A 23,572-nucleotide genomic window follows, 5' to 3' on the forward strand; every position below is an offset into this window, starting at 1 on the left:
AAGCCCCGCCTCTGCGGGGCTTGCTGTTTCTGGCGTCCGTGCACGCCACGCGCACCTCGCGCCTGTCCCTCAGCAGCAAAGGAACTCCCGCATGATCGCCGCCGCCCGACCCGCCCCCGCCGCAACGCCCTGGTTCCACTCGCTCAACTGGGAGCGCCTGCTGGAAACCTACGGCGTACCGTTGCTGGCCGCGATCGTGGTGCTGCTGGTGGGCCTGTGGGTGGCACGGCGCCTGTCCAACGCGATGCCGCGCGCTACGGCTCGCATGGGCGTGGACCCGATGCTGGGCAGCTTCCTGCGCAACGTGGTGTATGCCGCATCGCTTGTGATCGTGGTGGTGCTGGCGATCGGCACGCTGGGCGTGCAGATCACCCCGTTGCTGGCCGTGCTCGGTACCGCTGGCCTGGCCGTCGGCCTGGCATTGAAGGATTCGCTGTCCAACATCGCCTCGGGCGTGATGCTGGTGACGCTGCGACCGTTCCGCGTGGGCGATGTGGTCACCGTGGCCGGACAGACCGGCACGGTGCGCGAAGTGCGCATCTTCCAGACCGTCATCACCGGTGCCGACAACCAGCACACCACCATTCCGAACACGTTGATCACCGCTGCACCGATCATCAACCTCACCGCCGAACCGACCCGCCGCGTCGAACTGGTGATCGGCATCGGCTATGAAGACAACATCCAGCTGGCGCGCGATACCGCGCTGGCGTTGATGAAGGCCGACCCACGCGTGCTGCAGACACCGGCACCGGACGTGGTGGTGTATGAGCTGGGCGCGCACGCCATCAACCTGGGCATCCGCTGCTACGTGAAGTCGGCCGACTGGTTCGGTACCAAGGTCACGCTGCTGGAGCAGCTGAAGCTGGGCTATGACAAGGCCGGCATCAACATCCCGTATCCGCAGCAGGACATGCACCTGTACCTGCATGGAAAGGATGGCGGGGTGATAGAGGCTGACGCGCTGGTGCGCGACAAGCCCTGATCCATGCCGGTAGTGCCGACCAACGGTCGGCACCCACCCATCGGCGATACGACATCGGAATGCCGGCCGCTGGCCGGCAGCGTCCAGGATCAGGCCGCGACGCTCTCTTCCAGCGTCGGATAATCGGTGAAGCCCGCCGCGCCACCGCCAAAGAATGTCGCACGATCCGGCGGATTCAGCGCCGCACCGGTACGCAGTCGCTCCGGCAGGTCCGGGTTGGCGATGAACGGCCGGCCGAAGCCGATCAGGTCAGCCCAGCCTTCAGCCAGTGCCTGCTCGGCGCGTTCGGCGGTGTACTTGCCGGCGTAGATCAGCGTACCCGGGTAGACCATGCGCAGCGCCTGCTTGAACGCCACCGGCATCAGCGGTGCATCGTCCCAGTCGGCTTCGGCGATGTGCAGGTAGCCCACGCCCAGCTCACCCAGCAGGTGCGCCGCGGCCAGATAGGTCGCCTGTGGCGTATCGTCCACCGCGCCCTGCAACGTCGTCAGCGGCGCCAGACGGACACCGACGCGGTCACCACCGGCTACGGCCGTCACCGCCTGCACGACCTCGCGCAGGAACCGCAGCCGGTTCTGCAACGCGCCGCCATAGCCGTCGGTGCGCCGGTTGGCCTGCGAGTCGATGAACTGGTTGATCAGGTAGCCATTGGCCCCGTGCAGCTCCACGCCATCGAAGCCGGCGGCCAGTGCATTGCGGGTGGCCTGTGCATAGTCGGCGACGATGCCCGGAATCTCGTCTTCGCGCAGCGCGCGCGGCATCGAGTGCTGGATCATCTCGCCCACGCCCGCTTCCGGGCCAGCGCCTGCAGGGTCGACAAACACCTTCACGCCTTCGGCCAGCAGCGCCGACGACGACACCGGTGCGGCACCACCCGGCTGCAGGGCCACGTGCGAGACCCGGCCCACATGCCACAGCTGGGCGTAGATGCGGCCGCCAGCGGCATGCACGGCATCGGTCACCCGGCGCCAGCCCTGCACCTGTTCCGGGCTGTGGATGCCCGGGGTCCAGGCATAGCCCTGGCCCTGCGGGCTGATCTGGGTGCCTTCGCTGACGATCAGGCCAGCACTGGCGCGTTGGGCGTAGTAGGCGGCCATGTCCGCGGTGGCGACGTTGCCGTCGGCGGCACGCGAGCGGGTCATCGGCGGCATCACGATGCGGTTGGGCAGGGTCAAGGCGCCCAGGCGGTGGGGAGTGAACAACATGGCGGCGATCTCTTGCGGGGGGGACTGCCGCAAAGGATGGGGATGCCAGCTGCCAGGCAACAGGCATGTACTGGCAAAACAATTGTTCCCCCAAGGCAAGGATGACCGGCAGAGCCCCTTCCTGCGGAACGGGATCCGACCCCGCGCGCAACCGGGGTCGGATCCCTTTGCAACGCAAAGGGCTCCGACCCCGAAGCCGGTTACAGCGTGGGCTCGATCAGCACGCCGCCATGCGCCACGCGGTCATAGCAGGCGCGCACCACGTCTTCCCCGTACTTCAGCTCCAGCCGACGCACGATGAAGTGGCCGCGCGCCATGTCCTGGTAGTAGTCGGTGAACATGGTATTCAGTGTTGCACCGGCGGCGGCACCGACGATCGGCACCGCCTGCGCAGCGAATTTCTCGGTAACCACCACGCCGAAGCGCGCCGCCACCTTTTCCACCATCTTCGCCAGCAGCTTGCCAGCTTCCTTTGGCGCCACGCCCAGGGTCAGGTCGCGGCCGGTCACCACGCGCCCGGCCAGCTCGGCCGACAGGTGGCGCATCACATCCGTGGTGAAGCCGCGGGCCAGGTAGTAGCCGGTCTCGCTGGCATCATCGCGCGGCGAGTTGCCGCCCAACGCGAACACCTCCAGGCACGCCTGGCGGGTGCTGAACTCGGACAGGTCGAAGCCCTCGCTGCGGGCCACGTCGGCCACCGCACGCATCATGATGGTGGTCGACACCGGCAGCTCGATGAACAAGGCCGCGAAGCCGAAGGCCCCACCGACCGCGCCCGAGGTGGCCGCCGCCAGTTTGTGCCAGCGGGTGGACGCCCCCTTGCCGGGGCTGTTGTCCATGCTCCACAGCGCGGCCTGCGCCGATTTGCTCAGCGCCGCCTGCACAGCGCCGTGGATGCGGTTGGAGACCGAGCTGGGCAGCGCCTTCACCGCGAACTCCAGCGGCGTGCCGACCAGGTTGGCCATGCGCGAGGTCAGGGTCGGCGCTTCCAGCAGGGCCACCGCGCGCTGCAGGTCGGACCAGTCGCGGGCGTCATGGGCGATGTCGCGGGGGAGCAGGATCGGCTCGTTCATGGCGCCGATCTTAGCGCCAGGAAGTTGAACGGTTCGTCGCGGGGTACGACAGAGGGGGCAGAGCCCTTTCCGCAGGAAAGGGATCCGACCCCGGCGCCTTGCCGGCCAGCGGCCGGCACTACCCGTTGGCGTGTCATCCGATAGCGCCGGGCCATGCCCGGCGTCGTTGTTCAGGCAACCGGCAGCCCCGACAGCGCGCCCATGAACTGGCGGTAGTGGCGCAGCTCAGCGATCGAATCGTGCACGTCGCTCAGCGCGGTGTGGTTGCTGTTCTTGCCGACGCCGGCGGCCACGCTCGGCGCCCAGCGCTTGGCCAGTTCCTTCACCGTGGACACGTCCAGGTTGCGGTAGTGAAAGTACTTCTCCAGTCGCGGCATCTGGCGGTGCAGGAAGCGGCGATCCTGGCAGATCGAGTTGCCGCACATCGGCGACAGGCCGGCCGGGATCCACTGCGCCAGGAAGTTCACCGTCTGCGCCTCGGCCTGGCCCAGGGTGGTGGTGCTGTCCACCACGCGCTGCCACAGGCCCGAGCGGCGGTGCTGGTTGCGATTCCACTCGTCCATCGCTTCCAGCGTTTCCAGCGGGTGGTGGATGGCGAATTCCGGCCCTTCGGCCAGCACGTTGAGCTGGGCATCGGTGACCACGGTGGCGATCTCGATGATCGAATCGTTGTCGGTATCCAACCCGGTCATTTCCAGGTCGATCCAGAGCAGTCGCTCGTTGGCCGCGCCGTTGTCCGCCATGTGTCGCCTCGTTGCTGGGCAGGCGCGCGGCCTGCCGGTGATGGAAAGAGGCGCCCATCATACCGGTTCGCCCCCTCAGGCCTCACCGGCATGGTCTTCCAGCAGCAGCGGCGGCTTGCCACGCTTGGCACGGAAATAGTTGGTCAGGCGCATGCTGGCCTCCTTGGCCAGCACCCCACCGTGGATCTCCACCCGGTGGTTGTGGCGGGCATCGCCCAGCAGGTCGAACACGCTGCCGCAGGCGCCGGTCTTGGGGTCGCTGGCGCCGTAGACCAGGCGGGCAACGCGTGCATGAACGATGGCCATCGCGCACATCGCGCACGGTTCCAGGGTCACGTACAGGGTGCTGCCGAGCAGCCGATGATTGGCCAGCCGCGTGCCACCGGCCCGCATGGCCACGATCTCAGCATGCGCACTGGGATCGTGCGAAGCGATGTTGAGGTTCCAGCCCTCGCCCAGCAGCTGGCCATCGGCGCCCACCAGTACCGCACCAACGGGGATCTCGTCGTACTCGCGCTGCGCACGCTCGGCCAGCGCCAGCGCATGGCGCATCCAGTGTTCATCGGCGTCGTGCACCGGTACACCCAGGGCGTCGGTCATGGCGGTTCTCGCGTGTCTGCAGGGCCAGGATGGCCGCCGGGGCCGCATTGTACGCCCGCGGCCGTGCAGGCGCCGCTAACGCGTGTCGAAGCGCTCGCGGGCGGCGTCCAGCGCCGGGAAATTGTGCTCGGCCCAACGGTCCAGGGCGGACAGCGTGTCAACCAGTCCACGTGCGACCTCGGTCAGCCGGTATTCCACATGCAGTGGCTTGCTGCCCAGATCACACCGCTCGACCAGGCCGTTGCGCTCCAGCTGCCGCAGGGTCTGGGTCAACACCTTCTGCGAGATCCCTTCGATCTTCCTCAGCAGCGCGCCATTGCGTTGCGGGCCCTGCGCCAGCGCCGGCAACAGCAGCATCACCCACTTGCCGGAGATCAGCGCCAGCGCATCGCGTGCCGAGCAATCGGCGGCATAGACATCGCCCGGGTAGGCCATGGTTACCTCAAGGTGCGTAATTGCCGGGGCACTCCGGCATCGCGAGGATGGTCGCACACTCCACCAACACCTCGCCCCATGCGCGCCCTCATCCTGCTTGCCCATCCCGAACCCCGCTCGTTCAACGCCCACCTGGCCGCACAGGCCGCCGAACAGCTGCGGCATGACGCGCTGCAGGTGGACGTGGTCGACCTGTATGCAGAGGGCTACGATCCGCTGGAAGCGGCCCGCCATCATTCAAGTCGCTTGCAGCCCGGCCGTTTCGATGCCCAGCGCGAACAACGCCACGGCGCCGAACAGGGTCGGCTGCCCGCCGATGTGCAGCGCCATCTGCAGCTGCTGCAGGCCGCGGATCTGGTCATCCTGCAGTTCCCGCTGTGGTGGTTCGCGCCGCCGGCAATCCTCAAGGGCTGGCTGGATCGCGTGCTGGTCTACGGGCCGATGTACAACAGCCGCCTGCGCCACGAGCACGGCGCGATGCGCGGCAAGCGTGCGTTGCTGAGCGTCACCACCGGCTCATCGGCACGGGCCTGCGCCGTCGACGGCCGCGAGGGAGATACCCGGTTGTTGCTGTGGCCCTTGATGTACAGCCTGCGCTACGTCGGCTTCGACGTGCTGGAGCCGCATCTGGTGCATGGCGTGCGTTCCGGGCTGGCAGCGGAGCACGTGCAGGCACACGACGAGGCATTGGCTGCAGCCACCCACTACTACCGCGAACGCCTGGCGCAATGGCCGCGGTGGCCCACCGTGCCCTTCAACGACAGCGGCGATTTCGAGGATGGCGTGGTGCTGCGCGCGGAGGCCACTGCCTACAGCCCCTTCATCCGCCATCGCAACACCGGATGAATCCACGCCTGCGCGCTGGGTCGGGACGCGCCATACTACGCGCTCTTTGCAAGCACCTTGGTGAACCCATGACCACCCTCCGTCCCTCGCGCGCCGACGACGGCGCCGCCCTCGTCGACCTCTGGCGCCGCGCCGTCGACGCCACCCACGAGTTCCTCAGCGCCGACGACCGCCAGGCCATCGATGCCGAAGTCGCCGGCTTCCTGCCGCAGGCTCCGATGACCGTGGCCGTCGACGCTCAGGACCGCCCCCTTGGCTTCATGCTGATCGACGGCACGCACATGGAAGCGCTGTTCATCGATCCGGACGTACACGGCACCGGTATCGGCCGGCAGTTGCTGCAGCACGCGCTGGCCCTGCATCCGCAGCTGAGTACCGACGTCAACGAACAGAACGCGCAGGCCGTCGGCTTCTACCAGCGCATGGGCTTCGTCGAAACCGGACGTTCACCGCTGGATTCGCAGGGCCGCCCGTATCCTCTGATCCATCTCCGGTACAACGGCTGACATTCGACGGATGTTCGAGGCCCGCCCCGATCATCAGGCCGTGGCCTCGAATGCCGGCGAGTACTGCACCTCTCCCTGCGCCATCGGTGGCCGCAGGCACAGCGCCTGGAAGTACTCTGGCGGCACACCCGGCAGCACCAGGCCCGGCTCGGCGCGGAATCCGAATCGACCGTAATACGCGGGCTCTCCCAGCAATACGCAGCCCTGTGCCCCCTGCTCACGCAATGCGCCGAGCGCCGCGTGCATCAGCGCCGCACCGATGCCCTGCCCCTGCCAGTCCGGCAGTACCGAGATTGGCCCGAGGCCGAACCAGCCGGTGCTGCCATCGCTGATCGTCACCGGCGACAGCGCGATGTGCCCGACGACCTGTCCGTCCTTCTCGGCGACCAGCGAAAGACTCAGCTCTCCACGCGAACGCAGCGCATCCACAATGAACTGCTCGGTGTGGCTGCTGTGCGGGGCTTCGCGGAAGGCCGCCTCGGTGAGTGCATGGATGACAGCGTGGTCTTCGCGGGTTTCAGAGCGGATCGTGCAGATCAAGGACAACACCTTTGATGAAGTGATGGACATGTGAATGATCGATTCCGGTCACGGATTCAGCTGCGAACCTGCGTCGGCGTCAGAGCCAACGCGACGATCGGATGCCCTGTGCGGCAAGCGATCTGCCGGCGGCGCGCCCCGGGAGCGTCAAAAATCCGTCTCCAAGGGTGGCACAGGGCTCCCGGCACGCTCCATAATCGAGAAACCTGCCACCCAGGAAGGATAGACGGACATGGACGCACGATGCAGGATCGGGCCATGGGTGTAGCGCACCTCGCACACAGGGGACGGCCGCTGCTGGCAGTGCTCGCCCTCGTCCTGCTGGCGGCATGCTCGCCCTACGCCGATGCAGAGCGCGACGTCGCCGCGGGTGGACGCGGCCTGGCCAAACTCAACCCGGCGCCGAAGCAGGCCTATGAGCTGGTGCTGACACTTAAGGGCGCGCCAGGCCCGTTCGCCGTTGTTGAGGGCGTGGCCCAGTACGACGCCATCAACTACGCAGACTGTGGACGGATCGTGCCTGCAACAGGCACTGCAGGCCGCATCACCAGCCAGGAGCCCATCACCCTGCACAAGGTCAGCGAGAACGAGTACCGCGGTACGTTTTACCTGGACCGTATGCTGGATGAGGACTACTACGGGCGTGGCGTCTGCCATTGGACGCTGACGGGTGTCGGTGCGATGTTGCGCGCCACGACCAGCAAGGCGGATACGCGATTCCTGACGTTCATCGACAAGAAGCGCATGGAGTACGACTCGCCTCTGACGCTTTATTACCCGAACCTTGTCTATCCGCGCGCCGACACTGTCGCCAACTTTGGCGCCAGTGGCGAGGAAGCTCCGTCGGGGTACAGCGAAGAGCTGCGCAATGCGCTGTTCTCAACCACCACCACTGTGCAGAAGCTCGTGCCATGAGCCGCCAGTGCCACATTCACCCTTACACACCAGGAGGCCGACATTGCGCCACAAGATGATTCCGTGCCTTGCTCTACTTCTGTTGACCGCCTGCCATCCGGAGACCGCCATGAACCAGGAACGTGCCGCTGCTGAAGCCGATGTCGCCCAGGGTGGGCGCGGCCTCGCCAAGCTCAACCCCAGCCCGCGCAAGGCCTATGAACTGGTGCTGCGCCTGAAGGACGCCCCGGGCGATTTCGCGGTGGTCGAAGGTGTCGCGCAGTACGACGTCACCAACGAAGACCAGTGTGGCTATATCGAGCCGGCCACCGGCACGGCTGCACGGATTACCAGCCAGGAACCGGTGGAACTGCGCAAGGTCGCTGATGGCGAGTACCGGGGCACTGTATACATCGACCGCATGCTGGATGAGGATTACTACGGTCGCGGTGTCTGCAAGTGGGAGTTCACCGGTGCAGGCGCGATGCTGAAGGCGACGGGGGCCGAGGGCGAGACGCGTTTCCTTTCATTTATTGAAGCAGCGCCATTCGTGAAAGGCGAGACCGAGACTCGCCACTATCCTCGTTCGGACTATCCGCGCGTGAACGAGATTCCTGACTACGGCGCAAGCGGCCAAGAAGACCCCACCAAGTTCCGCCCTGAGCTGCAGAATTCGCTGTTCTCGGCTTCACTTGAAGCCAATGAGGTCCGCCAATGAGCCTCAGCAGCCAAGACTATGCGGGTATTTCCGACGACGTGTACAAGGACCGTGCGGTCGGTCGACGCGCTCCCGGCAAGGAAGAGCTCGTAGCGATCAACGGGCATGAGTACAAGATCCTCGAGCACGTTGATAATCGATTGAACGGTTATCAGGGAACGATCTACCAGCGAGTCGACACCAATGAAATTGTCGTCGCACATCGCGGCACCGAACAGATCGCCCGCGATGCGATCCTGACCGATGGTGGCATGGTTGTCGCCCGCACCAACGTCCAGGCACCGGACGCCATCGCGCTGACCCAACGCGCCCTGGCCTACGCCAAGAAGGAGGGGCAGGATCTCGGACAGCGCCCACCCGAAGTCACCGTCACCGGCCACTCTCTCGGTGGCGCGCTGGCCCAGATCACCTCGCACCATTTCAATGTCAAGGGCGAGACCTTCAACGCCTATGGCGCGGTCAGCCTCAGCTACCGCATCCCGGAAGGCGGCAACACCATGATCAACCATGTCATGGCGTCCGATCCGGTCAGCGCGGCGTCGCCGCACTTCGGCCAGGTGCGCATCTACGCCCGGCCAAATGAAATCAGCACGCTTGCCGCGAACGGCTTCAGCAATCACTCGTTGCGCGCCCTGATCCCTGACCGGCCGATCATCGCCGCAGGCAGCTCGTTCGGTGCGCACAAGCTGGGCAACTTCCTCGGCGACGGCTCGGTGCTGAAACACCCGGAAACGCAGAAGCTGGCAAAAGACAACGCCAGGATGATCGAGGAGTACCGCGACGACGTTGAATCACTGCGCCGTGGTGTCACCCGCGCGGCGCGCGGCATTCCGGGCGGCGCCGTCGATCTGTACGACCATATCCGCGGCCCGCTGCAGCCCGGTGAGCCGGCACGCCGCGAAGCGGAGAAGAACGGCCATCACACCAGCATGCTGCGCATGGACGACGCCAACCATGTGGGCAACCCACTGTTCAACGACGCGATCCGTGGCGTGCACGCGCAGGACGTCCGCGTCGGCCGGGTACCGGACGTAATGAGCACGCAACTGGCCGGCAGCCTGGCCGCCGAAATGCATGCGGCGGGCGGCAAGCGCATCGACGAGGTGGTCATGAATGCCGATGCCTCGCGCAGCTTCGCCGTGCAGGGCCAGGGCGGTGACCCGGCCCACCTTCGCGTGTCAGTGGATACGGCGGTGGCGATGAACACACCGCTGGAACAGAGCAGCCAGCGCATCGACCAGCAGGCCGCAGGTCAGCGCCTTGCACTGGAGCGCGACCAGCAGCTGGAACAGCAGCAGAATCAGACCCGCAGCCTGCAGGCCTGATGGACAGCACGGGAGCCGGTAATTCCGGCTCCCGTTGTACATCGGCACTCTGGTTCAGGGGCTGGGGGCCGCCACCGGCAGCAGTGATGCTCCGGCCGTCACGAACAGATCCGGCCCGGAATCCGGGAATCCACCACAGGCGCGATCGCCAGGTGCTACCGGATCACAGGCCCACTGCGCCCGCGCGACTTTGTCGCGCAGCTCGAAGCGATCGCCGGTCCAGACCACGAACGCGATGTGCTCGCGGTTCCAGTCACCGTAGGCGCGCGGACCACCCTTCTGCGCCGACTCCGGATACTGCACGAACCAGCGCATGGCCGGGCCATACTGCAACTTGCTGTGGTCCAGGCTGATCCGTCCCTCACGCGAGAGCTGGCGCGCACGATCAGCTTCCGCCTGCTGCGGCATGGCCGGCATGGCATCGGTGGTTATATCCCTCGGCGCCGCATCCCCGCGGACCTGGTACACACGCTGGGCCACATGGGCCTCGCGGCATTCACCCGCTGGCACGCGGACCGGCTCCGCGCCGTACTCATCCCGGTTGGCGACCTGGTCGCTGCAGGTGAACGGCGCCGACACCAGGTAGAACGTGCTGTCGGCGTCGCGCCCTTCCAGCGAGCGCACCCAGATGTCGCCCATCCGCACGATGAAGTCCGGGCGCTGGCCGTAGCCCGGCACCGCCTTGAACCAGGCCTTCTGCCGCACCTCACGCTCGCGCCAGCTGCGCGGCAGGTGGATGTCCTGCTCGGGCAGCGCGACCAGCATCGCAGCCAGATGCGCCGGCATGGTGCCCTGGCAGGCGCCGATCAGCAGGTCGCCCTGGCTCGCCAGCCGCCCGGCCAGATCCACCGGGCAGCGGGCACCGAGCGCACGCTCGGTCGCCTGCTCGGGCGGCAACGGCACGATGGCCAATGCAGGCGGTGCCGGCGCTACCGCCGGGACCGCTGACTCGACGACTGTAGGCGGTGCAGCCACAGGCGCCGCCGCTGCGGGCGGAACGGGCGCAGGCGCCGGGTCCGCAGCCGGCGCCGGCTGCGTGTCCACCACCGGTGTCGCAGGGGGTGTCGCGGCAGCCGGTACTTCGGGAGCCGGCGCCGCGACAACGGCGTCGGCCGCCGCGGGCGCTGCAACGGGCGCCGCCCCTGCAGGCGCCTCAACGGTAGCCTCGGCAGCGGGGCGCGTCTCCACGACGGGCGCCGCTGCCTCCTGGGCTTGTGCCGACGCTGCGGCAAGTCCAAGTGACAGCAGCCAGAGCGGCGGCAGGCGACGCACGGGTGCATTGCAGCGGGCAGCGGCGTGGCGGGCATTCGGGGGAACGATTCGCATGTGGTGTCCTTACGGGTGGGTTTCCATGTCGGCGCCACAGGGCGCCACGCGTCGTACGTAAAGCGCCAGCGGGCACCCTGCCCGCCGGCATCGGTGTTACAGGGATCGAGAACGCTGCTCCTGCTCGCGGGCGAGCGCGGCCGCCGGGTCCTGCTGGGCGACATTGGCAGCCAATTGCTGGCTGCTCTGCGCCAGCGGCTGCTGCGCCGCCTGTTCGCGATCGACCGATGCGCGCAGCATGGCCGGATCGCCCAGCGCGCCCTGTACAGCAAACAGCGTGCGACCGTCATTACCCGCCAGGAGATGATCGATGCGCGACATCCCCGCCTTCTGCGCGCTCAGCGCCAGTGCGCCGGCGGCATTGTCCAGTTCCTGCACGCTGCGCAGACCGCTTTGCGGCCCCATCTGCTGCAGGTGCTGGCGCGCTCCCGAGAACAGCGTGTATCCCGGCTCGCCCGGTTGCGACATGTCGCGTCCCGTTGTGGGCTGGGCAGGCGCCCCCACTTCGCCACGCTCCAGGCGCGCCATCACATCGGGGGTCAGCTTCTGCTGCCACACGTCAAAACGCTGCTGGCGGGCTTCGATGCCGTTGAGCGCGCCATTCAGGGCACGCGTCGCTTCGCGCACGTCCTCGCGCGCCGCTTCCGGCACCCGCGTCTGCCACTGCCACACGGCAATACGGCCTGCGTGCTCGGGTTGCGCGGCCAGCTCCGGCTGATTCACCAGGTCCAGGTCCAGCGCCTTGCCGGCACGCTCGTAATTCTCCTTGCCGACCAGCGGCAGATAGCCACGGCCGTGATACTTCAGTGCATCACCGGGCGCGTCATTGCCCATGCGCCCGCCATACATCAGTTCGGCCAGGTTCTCCGGCCGCCCACGCAGCGCCTCCTGGCGGGCGCTCTCAAGCGCGCCGTTGCCATTGCGCCACGCTGCTTCCACCGGGATCTGCGAGATGCCCCGGGTGAAGTTGAAACTCTCGTTGAGACGGCTCAAGCCACGGGATTCATGCCCGGCCTGCGCCATGAAGTTGGCCAGTTCCCGGGACGAAGTCATGCCGGCCTCCGTGGCCTGCCGCAACAGCAACGACTCCCTATCCTGCGACACGGTGAAACTCCTGCTCGATCATCGTTGGATACTCCCGCCTCCTCACAGGCATGGCACTCAAGGCAAGCTCACGTCGGCGACGACGGACGGATCGAAATCCTCGAACCGCACCCGGCCAAGCTCGGCCGCGGAGAAATCGCGCGTGTGGGTTGCTTCGGTTTCGGTGTCCACCACCTTGCGCTGCACGCCATGCACCCAGCACGTCTGCTCGGCAGGTGCATACCGGAAGGTGTAGACGCTGCTCCAGCGTTCGCGGCTGCCGCCGTTGGTAATCACGCTGAACGCGCCGTCTTCAATCGTCACGTAGGCGAAGGGGTCACCGGCCATGCCACCGCGCGTTGAGCACGGCACCAGCTTGTCGTTGCGTGCCGCCAGCTGCCAGCGGCCCGTGGCATCGCCCAGCAGCAACAGCAGGACCCGGTTCGGTCCGTGCTCGCCGGGCAGCAAGCCCTCCGGAGGAGGTTGGTCGATCACCAGGAGCTGGTCCTGGAAACCATTGCCGGTCAGATCGCCGCGTACGGCTTCCAGCAGGTTCGCGCCGGACGGAACGAACGCCAGGGCATTGTCCATGTGCGTGCCACTCCCCTTCTCCATCCCCTGCAACTCCTTCAATCCCGTCTTGCCAGTTCCCGAGCGGAGGCCGGAAACGGGGCGATGCCTCGCACGTGCCCTGCGGCCGCCATGGCGGATGATAGCCCCGAGCCCACGGCAACCGCGATGGTGGCAAGCGTCACCCGCACCGCGGGGGGACACAGTCCTCATGGACGGAAAAGCTCCTGTGTTCGATGGCACCGGCGCGTCGGGATTTTGACGCGCACGCAGCTTACTTCGAGGAGGCAGCGCTCGTCGAAGGGTGCTTGGGATGAAAAGCGCACTTGATCACAGAAACAGCGCGGTTAACGTGAATGGTGGCTTATCCGACAATCAGACACGCGGTGGATGGCACCGCAGGTATGGCTCGCATTCCCACATACGGTCTGGTCCGGCCGGGGCGATGTTGCACGGAAAGCCTACGCCGCTTAAGTCGACGGGTGCGGGACCCAGCACAAGCCATGCTTCCTCGCGTCGTGGCCAGCAATCGCGCTCAGCGCAACTGCTGGGCGCATGCGGCCCCCTGTGTGGCGTAGTCGCGGACGTAGCCGTCCGTCGTCAGCACCGTGATATCGCATCGATTGTTTACGTCACTGACGACATGCCCATAAGCATTCAATCCCTGCACACGCTCGCCACGATGCAGGTACAACGTGCGCGAACCATCGGCCCCGTTCTCCACACGATCCGATGGGCCCCACGTCCGCACGAATTCCTGCTCTGTCTTGCCGATCCACAGGTCCATGAGATTGTTACGACCCACCCGGTTGGCTGCGCGTCGCGACTCATCCAGAGCTTTGCTGGTTTCACTCTGGCCGCGCGCCACAGCCGCTTCCAGGCCACGCACAGTACGATCCATTTCAGCGTCGCTCGGCAGATAGGTGAATGCTGGACGTTTGCCGTCCTTCCACAGGCTGGCCCAGATGAAATCCACAGGCGATTGCCCGACGTCACCGATGGAAAGGAAGCCACGCTTCATCATTTCCGCTGGCACCTTGGCCTTGGGATCAGGCCCAACTAGACAGGCAAACCGCACCAGTTGCACCTGCCAGGGAGCAATCGCCTCGGCCTGCGGTTCGAACTTATCCGGCGGGACGTTCTCCATTGGCCGATCGCGCCACTGGATCAGGCTCGTCCTGATGGCCACGCTGTTCTGCGAACAGTTCACCCAGTACTTTCTGACCAGTCGATTCGGTTTGGTCGCGTTCTCGTAGACGGTATTGACCTGGATTTCGCACACCGGCTCCGGACCCGCAACTGGGTCACCGGGCTTCGCCGGCTTCCTGCGGCGCAACTGCTTCAGGTACGCGTTCTGCTCTGCCGCATTTGTCGTCTGCGCAGGTGTATAGCTGCCCGGCGGCTGCCCATTCGGACCAGGCGCCGCCGCAGGGCTGCCACCTATCTGCGAATATTCCACGAAGCCACCCAGCATGCCCTGGAAGAACATGGCCGCCATTGAGGGTCAGAATCAAGGTCGTCAGGATCAATCCATGCCGCCCTGCTGCATCGCCTGACTGGTCATACCGTCACTGGACGCGCCCATGAGCGGGGACTTGTTCACAAGCGGCGTCATCCAGAACGAGGCAGACACGCGGATCACCATGTCCAGCGCGATCGAGACCATCGCCGCCAGCACCGCCATGGAGAACATGGTTCCAATGCCGTAGAACAGCCATCGTGGGAACAGCTGCTTGGTTTGTTGAACAGCAGCGACATTGAACTCACAGTCACTGCTGGGCCACCCGTGCCGGGGGCGATTAATCGAATGACCCGAGCCTTGTCCTGCTGAAGTCCGGAATCACTCAGATGATTCATGCAGTCGAAGTTTGACGTAGCCCCGTGTATCGACGACAGGCGCTCTTCGATCTGCAAATCCCGGCTACTTGTCGTTTCCGACCATAGCAGCAGCCGAAACCTAAATCAGAATTTCTCAAACTCTGGCTCGGTGCACCCGGAATAAATGACCTTGCAACCGTTACTTCCCTGTCTCACGCAAGCATCCACAGCCATCTTGCTCGCAGCATCGACAGAAGCCGCACGCGCAAACGTAGAGCCACCAAACCTTGCGTCACTGGGTGATACGAATGCAGCGCATTGATTATTGAACGCCAACACAACCTTGCAATCCGTTGCCCCACGCTGTCCACAATTGGCAAGCGACTCAGAAGCTGCGTCTCCCTTCTTTCGTTTACCAAGAGCTACTCCTACGTCCCCGCCCTTGGCCAAAGCGATGGCGCCCCAAGTTTTGATCCAGCGCCCCGTTGCAACTGGCGCCGCCGATACCGTTCCAGTGTTACCCCCCGGAATGGGGGCGCAGCCACCCACTCCCTGACCACCAATTGGATACTGACCGGGAGGACATCTTCCTTCCGCACTGGCCGTCTGTGGCAGGCTGGCAATGACTCCCATACCCATAAGGAGTACTGCAACTTAATAGACACGAATTGACTTCATTTCCGGCTCCTAATGTAAAGCTAAGCCTTTACGGCCAGTATCAGAATTTCCTGACCCGACTGTGGAGTTACTGCCCGTCACTACGACATTACTCCCAACTGAAGTCGAACCGCCCGATTGACTGCCACCGCTCGTCGAAGGCTTATCCGGCGTGTCATTCCTCCACAAACGTTGGTGAAGACTGCAGGAATTTCCTGAGTAGGGCCACTGAATTCACCAACTGGTCGAAAGTCAATCCATGACTGACCGCATGTGATGCGCTCTTCGCCCCAACTACGATTAAAAGCTCTCAAAAAGCGGCTTAGTACAAGCACTGTACAGTTTGCTGCACCCCGCACTACCCCGCGTGGTGCAGGTCTTCATCGCCAACTGAGTAGCGACCTGCTCGGTTTCCGCACTTGAGATCACAGAACCTCCGCGCTCAGATGTAGTTGGCGAGATCAACGCAATACACTGATTTTTATAAGCCTGCGCCATTTTGCAATCACGGCCACCCAACTTGACGCATTGAGAAACTGCTTCCTTGGCTGCATCAGACTTTGAGAGCTTCTCAATTGCCACGCCAACTTCGCCAGTTGAGGACGTTGCGATTGCACCCCAGGTTTTGATCCAACGTCCTGTTGGTCGTGCCTCCTGGGGCGCGCCACCGCCGCTGGCGATTGGCGCACATCCCCCGACGCCTTGTCCGCCAATGGGATACGAACCAGGAGGGCAACGACCCTCTGCGCTCGCAACAAGCGGAACACTCAATAGTGCAATGCAACCAATTGCAAGCACCATAATGACTTTCCGCAGCATTGCAACACTATAAGGACGTTGCATCATAGGAATACACCTTACCTAACTTTGTTTGCCAGACCCTAACGACCTAGATCAATTTCGGATTGGCCTGGAGATGCCCCCTGCCCCGACACCCGCGAGGATACATCAGCCTGTGTTGTCGTAGTCTGAGCCGCATTAGCACTCGGCGCCGGCGGCGTATAGGAGCCCGGCGGCTGACCCTGCGGACCTGGCTGAGCTGCCGGGGATCCACCTATCTGCGAATATGCCATGAAGCTACCCAGCGTGCCTTGGAAGAACATGGCTGCCATTGGGGGCGCAGTCGGAATCAAGGTCGTCAGAATCAGGCCCATGCCGCCCTGCTGCATCGCCTGACTGGTCATACCGTCGCTGGAAGCCCCGTCAAGCAGGAACCTGTTCAGCAGCGCCGTCGCCCAGAACGAGGAAGACACACGGATCACCATATCCAATGCAATGGACACCATTGCCGACAGCACCGCCATCGAGAACATGGTCCCGATTCCGTAGAAGAGCCATCGCTGGAACAACTGTTTGGCCTGATCGAACAATAGATAAAGTACTAACGTCACCCCATGCCAATGAAATCAGTATTGCAGCTATAAGCCAGCAGGCAAATGAATTTCAGACCGAAGCTTGCTCTCCAAGAGCGCTCGACACTCTCACGTAGACTAAACCTGTGAACAGCGACACCCAACCTTAGTGCAAAGTAGACGTCTCAAGCGAAAAATAGAAGCGACCCACTTCTCAGCAGGCCACCCTCTAAAACAACAAACAAAATGTCATTATTCACAACATCAACCCAACGCCAGGATTCACATCAGTGGAATGGCTTAAACTCAGACATGCTGCAGGCAGAGTAGATAACAGTACAACTGCGACCCTTACCCTCGGACTCACAACGGCGCACTGATTCCACCTTCGCATCTTCTTCATTAGGTGATCGATACGCCACAGTTTTCACGTCGACGAGGGGTACTGAACCAATCACCGGGCCAGCTAGCGCGGCGCATTGATTGTGATACTCAAGAATAACTTTACACTTCTGCCCCCCCATGCGCTGACATTCAGAAAGCGCGAGGGACCTAGCTTCTCTCTTTGTTTTTTTAACCTCTGCCACACCAATCGCCAAATTCTGGCCGACTTGATGGTCTGTGTCTTGCGCCAAAGCACCCCATCGGGTTTCCCATTTACCGGTCGGCATGGGGCCACTGCTCTCACCACCAGCTTGACCACCGGGAATTGGCGCACAACCTCCTACACCCTGACCTCCCACGGGGTACTGCCCTGGGGGGCAACGTCCTTCTGCCAACGCCACATTAGAAATAACGAGCAGCAAAAGTACGACAATGCACTTCATACGCACACCTTTATCATTCGACACTGTCAATCCACGCTCAGGCGCCCACCTGCCCATACTTTCCAGTATGTTTCTTGACCTCACCTGAGCGCCCGATACCGTAACCAGAAGTCGCGCCATGGCCGGAACTGACCGATGGAGCACTGGAATGATCCTTTGTCTGGGCCGGCGCATAGTAGCTACCCGGTGGCTGCCCACTTGGCCCCGGCGCCTGTGCCACCGGGCTGCCACCTATCTGCGAATATGCCATGAAGCTACCCAGCGTGCCCTGGAAGAACATGGCCGCCACTGGGGGCGCAGTCAGAAGGTCGTCAGGATCAATCCCATGCCGCCCTGCTGCATCGCCTGGCTGGTCATGCCGTCGCTGGAGGCGCCCTCGAGCAGGAACTTGTTGACCAGGGCGGTGGACCAGAACGCGGTCGAGATACGGATCACCATGTCCAGCGCGATCGATACCATCGCTGCCAGTACCGCCATCGAGAACATCGTGCCGATGCCGTAGAACAGCCATCGCTGGAACAGCTGCTTGGTCTGGTCGAACAGCAGACACAGAATGAACAAGGGACCCAGGCCGATGAACAGCGCCAGCGCGACCTCGTAGAGCAGCAACATCGCACCAGCGGTGACGGCCGGACCGCCCGTGCCCATGCCGATGAACCAAAGCGCCCGCGTCTTGTCCGCCTGCAACCCTGGATCATTCAGGATCTTGATGCCATCAATGCTCGACAGCGCCACCTGCATCCGCTTCCTGGTCCCGGCTATGGGATACGAAATTCAGGGGCAAGGTCACACACTCAACATTACCACCTAGATCGGCCGTTCCAGCTCACCCACAAATGAGATGGCCTGCTCTTCAGCAGGCCATTCCCAACATGCAAAGGCCGATTCAAGGATCCCGTCCATGATTCGACTGGCATAGCTTAGAAAGATTCAAATATTGGCTCAGCACAATCCGTGTACAACACCTTGCACTGCCCTCCACCGTTCTTCGCGCAGTAGGAGAGAACCCGACTGGTCGCGTCCTCTCTTGAGCCGGCGACTGAAATAGAAACTATTCCCTTACTGCCCGGCTCAGGGTCAGCATATGCGACGCACTGGTTCTTGTACGTTGTATCGATCTTGCAGTCTTTCGCTCCATGTGTCGCGCACCGAGCAAGCGCTTCTGAGACAGCCTCTCGCTTGGAGCGCCTTCCAACGGAAGCCCCCATATCGCCCGTGCTTGCCGCCCCCGCAATAGCCCCCCAAGTCTTGATCCAACGCCCAGTAGCAATGGGGCCGCTCTGGACGCCACCGGTACCGGAGCCCGGAATAGGTGCGCATCCACCTACGCCCTGACCACCAATGGGGTACTGCCCTGGCGGACAACGCCCTTCCGCTCTCGCCTCACCCGCCACAAACAAACATAGGAGCAAGCCGACAAGAATGAGAGGAAACATGTATTTCACACTTCTACTCCGTACGCATGGGGGCTATTGATTGCCGGGATGTGCAGCTCTGAGACCGGTTTCGGCAACCCTGGAGGATTCCGACGACGGAAGGGTTGAACGTGCGGTCGCATGTCGATCATGCGCACCACTGTCTTGGCCGGACTGCCCCTTCTCCGGAGCGGCCGGCGTGTAGTAGCTACCCGGCGGCTGCCCATTCGGGCCCGGCGCAGCAGCAACCGGGCTGCCGCCTATCTGCGAATATGCCATGAAGCTACCCAGCGTGCCCTGGAAGAACATCGCTGCCATTGGGGGAGCGGTCAGGATCAGGGTCGTGAGAATCAGGCCCATGCCGCCCTGCTGCATCGCCTGGCTGGTCATGCCGTCGCTGGAGGCGCCTTCGAGCAGGAACTTGTTGACCAGGGCGGTGGACCAGAACGCGGTCGAGACACGGATCACCATGTCCAGCGCGATCGATACCATCGCTGCCAGTACCGCCATCGAGAACATCGTGCCGATGCCGTAGAACAGCCATCGCTGGAACAGCTGCTTGGTCTGGTCGAACAACAGACACAGAATGAACAAGGGACCCAGGCCGATGAACAGCGCCAGCGCGACCTCGTAGAGCAGCAACATCGCACCAGCGGTGACGGCCGGACCGCCCGTGCCCATGCCGATGAACCACAGCGCCCGCGTCTTGTCCGCCTGCAACCCTGGATCATTCAGGATCTTGATGCCATCAATGCTCGACAGCGCCACCTGCATCCACGCCAGGCTCTTGTCGATCTGGTCTTCCGGCTGCTGGTCCTTGCCGGTCACCACGTGGGTGATCAGGCCTTTGACGTCCTCGTTGAGGAATTTCTGCAGGTTGCTGCCGAACATCGCCATGCTGGTGGCAACACTCACAATCAACGCCGCGCGCGCCATGTTGGTCACCAGCACCATCATGGAGTCGCGACTGCGGCCGGTGACGATCCGGAAGCCCTGGATCAGTACCCACAGCGTCATCAGCACCAGGGCAATGCCACCGACCCAGGACATCATGCGCCCCATCAGGTCGATGCCGTAGTCACTGATCCTGTCGCGCAGGTAATCCATGATCAGCTTGAAGAAGACGAAATCGCCGATCGACTGGACACGCACAGCGTAGCCCAGCAGATCCTGCAATCCGCCTGAGAAATCAAAGTTGGCCAGCCACCTGATCGTCATTTCCACAATCCCTTGGTAATTCCGTTACTGCATGAAATGCCGCATTGCTTTGCAGCGCATGTCTACGTATTAGCGGCCTGCGATCACTTGACGCTGAGCGCGGCCTTCAGTGCGGTGGTCTTGACCATGTCGCTGATCAGCTGCTTGGTCGGGTCCCCCTTCAATGCGGCCTGCGCCACCACCTTCTGGTTGGCCTCCATGACCTCGATATAGGCATCATAGGATTTCATCCGTGCTTCCCAGCTCTGGGCAAGTGCGGCAATGTCATTGGCGGTGCGGAGCGATTCGCTGTCGGCACCCTGCACGGTGCCCTGATCGTTGTTGGTCAGGCGGATCTTGAGGATGCGGGTCAAGGAGTTGTTGATGCGCGGAACGGTCTGGGTCAGGAAATCGATCGCGTCGTTGTACTTGCGGTTCTGCATCATCCGGATGTTGACGCAGATCTGCATCTGCTGCTCCTTCACATCCGCCTGCGGATTGAACACGAACACCTTGAAGGCGGACTCCAGGCTGAAGTCCAGCGCCTTGCCGCAGGTTTCGGCAACCAGATAGTTCGGTGCCACCGGCACCAGCGGCGCGCTGTCGGGCATGCCGAAGCTGTTCACCGCCGCCTGCACCTGGATCAGCGCCTGGCGATACTGCTCCAGCGTGCGGATCCAGCGGGTGTTCTGCTCGACGTACTCGGCCGCGTCCTGCGCTTTGGCCGCGTAGACGGTCGCCTCGGTCTTGTAGGTGTTGATCTGATTGAGCAGGTGCTGGATGAGGCTGGTACCGGTCTCCTGCACGGGAATCCAGGCGCTGACATTGCCGGTGCCGAGCGCCATCATGGCTGCCACGGTCATCGCTGCAAGACGGGGCGCGCGGCGGCGGGGCGAGGAAGCTTGCTTGGTATTGTTCATATCAGTCTCCATTGATCGGAACTCGTAGTCTTCGGGCAGGCCGTCTCGCGGATCAGGTAACAGTGTCGCGCGCTGCGACAGCCGCCTTGCCCGAGCCCTTTCGATTCTTGTAGAAATCTTCAAGCCACTGTTCCGGCGTCAGCTCATCCACCGTCACCCGTGCGCGTACCGCAGCTGTCTGCAATACCCGATGCATGATGTCGATGTTGTCAGTGGACGCCGAGATCACCGACAGAATGTCATCCATGCCGCGCAGGTTGAGCTGGCACACGCTGGACGCGTGACCCTGCTTGACCAGGAAGCAGCGCGAGCGCTCGTCCAGGGCAGTGACCACCTTGAACTCGGCCTCGGTCAGCTTCAGGCCGTCCATGTAGTCGCTCTTGCTGGCGTTCGGGTTCGGCAGCAGGATCAACGTGGCAGTCTGCTCGATCAGCGCTGCCGAGATGTCGCTCTTCAGCGCGTCCTCCGGGCTCTGCGTCGCGAAGATGCCCAGGCCATTCTGCTTACGAATGGTCTTCTGCTTGTTCTTCGCGAACTCCTTCAGGCCACCTTCGCCATCCAGGATCTTCCAGAATTCGTCCATCACGTAGATCAGCGGACGACCATCGATCAGCGACTCCAGGCGGTGCAGCAGGTAGTTGATGACCGGCACGCGCACTTCGGGGTTGTCGATGATGTCGGTGTAGTCGAAGCCGATGATGTTGGCCTTGCTCAGATCAACGGTGTCGACCGGATTGTCGAATACCCAGCCCAGCGAATTGCCCGAGGTCCAGCGGCGCATGCGCGCGTAGAGCCCATCGTCGCCCATGTTGGGCAAGCTCTTCTGGAAGTTGGTCATGCTGCGCAGGTGCATCGGCGTATCGAGCATGCTTTCCACTGCGCGGTAGATGTCCTCTTCCTCGCGCGCACTGTACTCACGCTTGCCGGCCAGCACCTTGATCAGGTCGGCCAGGAACTGCACGTTGGCTTCGTTGTTCTCGCACTGGAACGGGTTGAAACCGGTCGGCGCGCCGTTCTCCAGGGCCAGATAGTTGCCACCGCAGGCGCGCACGAAGATCTCCGCACCACGATCCTTGTCGAAGAAGAAGATGGTCGGTGACGGCTCGTACTTCTGAACCTGGCTGAGCAGGAAGTTGATCAGCGCGGTCTTACCGGTACCGGACTTACCAATCACCATGGTATTGGCGATCGCCTTCTCCCCCAGCGAGTTTTCCGACGGATGGGTCGCGTGGAAATTGAAGTAGTACGGCTGGCCGTTGGTGGTCTGCAGCGTGGTGACGCAGTCGCCCCACGGGTTGTTGTGCTGCTTGCCGGTGGCGAAGTTGTGCAGCGGCGACAGGCCCAGGAAGTTCAGCGAGCTGACATTGGCCAGGCGGGTACGATAGCGCCAGTTGCCCGGCAGCTGCGAATAGAAGGACGAGGTGACCGCAAGGTCTTCCTTGGTCGACACGAAGCCGGCGTTGGACAGCTCGGCGCGGGTCGATGCGACGTTCTGCGACAGCTTGGCCTGGGTGTCACCGTAGACCGCCATGATGAAGTGGTATTCACCCAGCACGAAGTTGCCGGACGACAGCTGATCCATGGCCTGGTCGAGCTCGACGATCTGGCTGACCGCCTTGTCGCCGGAGGAGATCATCATGCCCTTGGTGCGATCGAGCACCTTCAGCGCGTCCTGCCGCCCCATCGGGCTGAACGAATGGGTGATGACGTACTCGTAGTCGAGGTACTTCAGGCCGTTGAGGATGCCCGGGTAAGTGCCCTCGGCATACTCCTTGATGTTCAGAATGGCGCCGAAGTGGTTGGCACCATTGGGGGTATTGATCGCGAAATCGCCGGTCTTGGCCGAGAACATATGGCGGCTGACAGGCAGGTAGTCCTTGATCGGTGCCGACAGCACCGGCACCGGCTCGTCGATGCGATTGATCAGGTAACCGAACAGCTCCAGCGTTTCCGAGAACACCACGCCGTTCTTGGCCTCGTACATTCCCAGGCGGTATGGCGCATAGTCCCGGATGACGGCCTCGACGTTGCCGGCCAGCTCCATCAGCTTTTCGACCGCCTGCTCCTGCTCGGCGCGCAGCTTGTCCACGTTCGCCGACTTCTCTACGAAGCGCTTACCCGCCACCACGGGGCGGTAGATCATGGTCAGGTACAGCTCGTTCTGCATGATGCGCTGTGAGGACAACATGCCCATGTACTGATCGGACACATCCTGGTTGAAGCGCTGCTTGTAGTTGCTCTTGCCCTTCAGGGTGCGGCGACGACGGATGTCGTGCACCCAGAAGGCGACGTTGACGAAATCCGGCGCGCGCAGCGTCTGCAGCAGGCGGTTGAACGTGTTGTGGCGATGTTCGAGCTCCCACTCCTCGCGGCCGACGAACGGCAGCCCTTCCAGATGCCAGGTCAGCAGGTAATCGCCGCCCGTGGTCTTGACCACGTTCGGAGCGACATGCGACGACAACGGAATGAACTCACTGATGGAGGTGTCAGGGCTGAACATACGACTGCTTCCAAAGAGGTAGTGCCAAGGAGTTACA

The 23,572-nt window shown here is 63.2% G+C and carries 24 protein-coding genes and 2 pseudogenes; 6 read left to right on the top strand and 20 right to left on the bottom strand.

Annotated features, from left to right (window positions below; all coding sequences use genetic code 11):
• The first annotated feature begins 91 nt into the window (after positions 1-91).
• Positions 92-985, top strand: coding sequence for a mechanosensitive ion channel family protein (locus AC5P8F_RS17420; RefSeq protein ID WP_136191781.1), 894 nt, complete (start codon positions 92-94; stop codon positions 983-985).
• 89 nt (positions 986-1,074) lie between these two features.
• Here AC5P8F_RS17420 and AC5P8F_RS17425 read toward each other — a convergent pair whose 3' ends face one another.
• The 5 genes from AC5P8F_RS17425 to AC5P8F_RS17445 all read right to left on the bottom strand — a co-directional run bounded on the left by AC5P8F_RS17425 (position 1,075) and on the right by AC5P8F_RS17445 (position 5,041).
• Complete coding sequence (locus AC5P8F_RS17425) at positions 1,075-2,190, bottom strand: alkene reductase (RefSeq protein ID WP_014647555.1); 1,116 nt, start codon at positions 2,188-2,190, stop codon at positions 1,075-1,077.
• A 200-nt stretch (positions 2,191-2,390) separates the two neighbouring features.
• Positions 2,391-3,263, bottom strand: a complete 873-nt coding sequence (locus AC5P8F_RS17430) for an EcsC family protein (RefSeq protein WP_495228646.1) — start codon at positions 3,261-3,263, stop codon at positions 2,391-2,393.
• Between the two features lie 170 nt (positions 3,264-3,433).
• Positions 3,434-4,006 (bottom strand): oligoribonuclease, encoded by a 573-nt coding sequence (gene orn / locus AC5P8F_RS17435; RefSeq protein WP_495228648.1) that lies wholly within the window; start codon positions 4,004-4,006, stop codon positions 3,434-3,436.
• A 75-nt stretch (positions 4,007-4,081) separates the two neighbouring features.
• Positions 4,082-4,606 carry a tRNA adenosine(34) deaminase TadA gene (gene tadA, locus AC5P8F_RS17440; protein ID WP_014647558.1) on the bottom strand — a complete coding sequence of 175 codons (525 nt, stop codon included), beginning with the start codon at positions 4,604-4,606 and terminating at the stop codon, positions 4,082-4,084.
• Positions 4,607-4,681: 75 nt separating this feature from the next.
• Positions 4,682-5,041: a winged helix-turn-helix transcriptional regulator gene (locus tag AC5P8F_RS17445; RefSeq protein ID WP_049441669.1), complete on the bottom strand. Its 360-nt coding sequence runs from the start codon at positions 5,039-5,041 to the stop codon at positions 4,682-4,684.
• Positions 5,042-5,119: 78 nt separating this feature from the next.
• Here AC5P8F_RS17445 and AC5P8F_RS17450 point away from each other — a divergent pair, with 78 nt between their 5' ends.
• Both AC5P8F_RS17450 and AC5P8F_RS17455 read left to right on the top strand, forming a co-directional pair.
• A complete protein-coding gene (locus AC5P8F_RS17450; RefSeq protein ID WP_111205482.1) occupies positions 5,120-5,887 on the top strand; it encodes an NAD(P)H-dependent oxidoreductase in 768 nt (255 codons plus the stop codon).
• Between the two features lie 68 nt (positions 5,888-5,955).
• A complete protein-coding gene (locus AC5P8F_RS17455) occupies positions 5,956-6,393 on the top strand; it encodes an acetyltransferase (RefSeq protein WP_111205483.1) in 438 nt (145 codons plus the stop codon).
• Between the two features lie 33 nt (positions 6,394-6,426).
• Here the strand turns inward: AC5P8F_RS17455 and AC5P8F_RS17460 are convergent, their stop codons facing one another.
• A complete protein-coding gene (locus AC5P8F_RS17460) occupies positions 6,427-6,963 on the bottom strand; it encodes a GNAT family N-acetyltransferase (protein WP_414615647.1) in 537 nt (178 codons plus the stop codon).
• Between the two features lie 228 nt (positions 6,964-7,191).
• Between AC5P8F_RS17460 and AC5P8F_RS17465 the strand changes: the two genes are divergently transcribed.
• From AC5P8F_RS17465 to AC5P8F_RS17475, 3 genes are read left to right on the top strand one after another with little or no spacing between them, the layout of a single operon-like run.
• On the top strand, positions 7,192-7,848 hold the full coding sequence (locus AC5P8F_RS17465; protein ID WP_229653708.1) for a hypothetical protein: 657 nt from the start codon (positions 7,192-7,194) through the stop codon (positions 7,846-7,848).
• A gap of 43 nt (positions 7,849-7,891) precedes the next feature.
• Positions 7,892-8,545, top strand: coding sequence for a hypothetical protein (locus AC5P8F_RS17470; RefSeq protein ID WP_014647564.1), 654 nt, complete (start codon positions 7,892-7,894; stop codon positions 8,543-8,545).
• Positions 8,542-9,870 (top strand): XVIPCD domain-containing protein, encoded by a 1,329-nt coding sequence (locus AC5P8F_RS17475; protein WP_111205485.1) that lies wholly within the window; start codon positions 8,542-8,544, stop codon positions 9,868-9,870. Before AC5P8F_RS17470 ends, AC5P8F_RS17475 begins: the two co-directional genes overlap by 4 nt.
• Before the next feature lie 54 nt (positions 9,871-9,924).
• Here the strand turns inward: AC5P8F_RS17475 and AC5P8F_RS17480 are convergent, their stop codons facing one another.
• The 14 genes and pseudogenes from AC5P8F_RS17480 to AC5P8F_RS17545 form a co-directional block, all read right to left on the bottom strand.
• Positions 9,925-11,196, bottom strand: a complete 1,272-nt coding sequence (locus tag AC5P8F_RS17480) for a hypothetical protein (RefSeq protein ID WP_414615646.1) — start codon at positions 11,194-11,196, stop codon at positions 9,925-9,927.
• A gap of 96 nt (positions 11,197-11,292) precedes the next feature.
• Positions 11,293-12,300 carry an XVIPCD domain-containing protein gene (locus AC5P8F_RS17485; RefSeq protein ID WP_075075582.1) on the bottom strand — a complete coding sequence of 336 codons (1,008 nt, stop codon included), beginning with the start codon at positions 12,298-12,300 and terminating at the stop codon, positions 11,293-11,295.
• Between the two features lie 57 nt (positions 12,301-12,357).
• Positions 12,358-12,894, bottom strand: coding sequence for a hypothetical protein (locus AC5P8F_RS17490; protein ID WP_069118276.1), 537 nt, complete (start codon positions 12,892-12,894; stop codon positions 12,358-12,360).
• A 490-nt stretch (positions 12,895-13,384) separates the two neighbouring features.
• Positions 13,385-14,347: a hypothetical protein gene (locus AC5P8F_RS17495; RefSeq protein ID WP_321186029.1), complete on the bottom strand. Its 963-nt coding sequence runs from the start codon at positions 14,345-14,347 to the stop codon at positions 13,385-13,387.
• Positions 14,348-14,374: 27 nt separating this feature from the next.
• The gene (locus tag AC5P8F_RS17500) at positions 14,375-14,542 is read right to left on the bottom strand and encodes a hypothetical protein (RefSeq protein WP_321186030.1); all 168 of its coding nucleotides are present in this window, start codon (positions 14,540-14,542) and stop codon (positions 14,375-14,377) included.
• A gap of 269 nt (positions 14,543-14,811) precedes the next feature.
• A complete protein-coding gene (locus AC5P8F_RS17505) occupies positions 14,812-15,306 on the bottom strand; it encodes a DUF4189 domain-containing protein (protein WP_495228649.1) in 495 nt (164 codons plus the stop codon).
• A gap of 318 nt (positions 15,307-15,624) precedes the next feature.
• Entirely contained in the window at positions 15,625-16,170 is a 546-nt protein-coding gene (locus tag AC5P8F_RS17510) for a DUF4189 domain-containing protein (RefSeq protein WP_321186032.1), read from the bottom strand.
• Positions 16,171-16,205: 35 nt separating this feature from the next.
• Positions 16,206-16,718 (bottom strand): annotated as a pseudogene (locus AC5P8F_RS17515) (type IV secretion system protein); the annotation flags it as partial.
• Between the two features lie 245 nt (positions 16,719-16,963).
• A complete protein-coding gene (locus AC5P8F_RS17520; RefSeq protein WP_495228651.1) occupies positions 16,964-17,623 on the bottom strand; it encodes a DUF4189 domain-containing protein in 660 nt (219 codons plus the stop codon).
• Positions 17,541-18,244, bottom strand: a pseudogene (locus AC5P8F_RS17525) (type IV secretion system protein); the annotation flags it as partial. The pseudogene AC5P8F_RS17525 and the gene AC5P8F_RS17520, both read right to left, overlap by 83 nt.
• A 179-nt stretch (positions 18,245-18,423) precedes the next feature.
• Positions 18,424-18,939: a DUF4189 domain-containing protein gene (locus tag AC5P8F_RS17530; protein WP_088375208.1), complete on the bottom strand. Its 516-nt coding sequence runs from the start codon at positions 18,937-18,939 to the stop codon at positions 18,424-18,426.
• A gap of 33 nt (positions 18,940-18,972) precedes the next feature.
• Positions 18,973-20,136 (bottom strand): TrbL/VirB6 family protein, encoded by a 1,164-nt coding sequence (locus AC5P8F_RS17535; RefSeq protein WP_235650358.1) that lies wholly within the window; start codon positions 20,134-20,136, stop codon positions 18,973-18,975.
• An 83-nt stretch (positions 20,137-20,219) separates the two neighbouring features.
• A complete protein-coding gene (locus AC5P8F_RS17540) occupies positions 20,220-21,035 on the bottom strand; it encodes a hypothetical protein (RefSeq protein WP_053091844.1) in 816 nt (271 codons plus the stop codon).
• Between the two features lie 52 nt (positions 21,036-21,087).
• Positions 21,088-23,535 (bottom strand): VirB4 family type IV secretion/conjugal transfer ATPase, encoded by a 2,448-nt coding sequence (locus tag AC5P8F_RS17545; RefSeq protein ID WP_069118278.1) that lies wholly within the window; start codon positions 23,533-23,535, stop codon positions 21,088-21,090.
• Between the last annotated feature and the right edge of the window lie 37 nt (positions 23,536-23,572).

Source organism: Stenotrophomonas sp. YJH_SMC_69, from assembly GCF_059370495.1.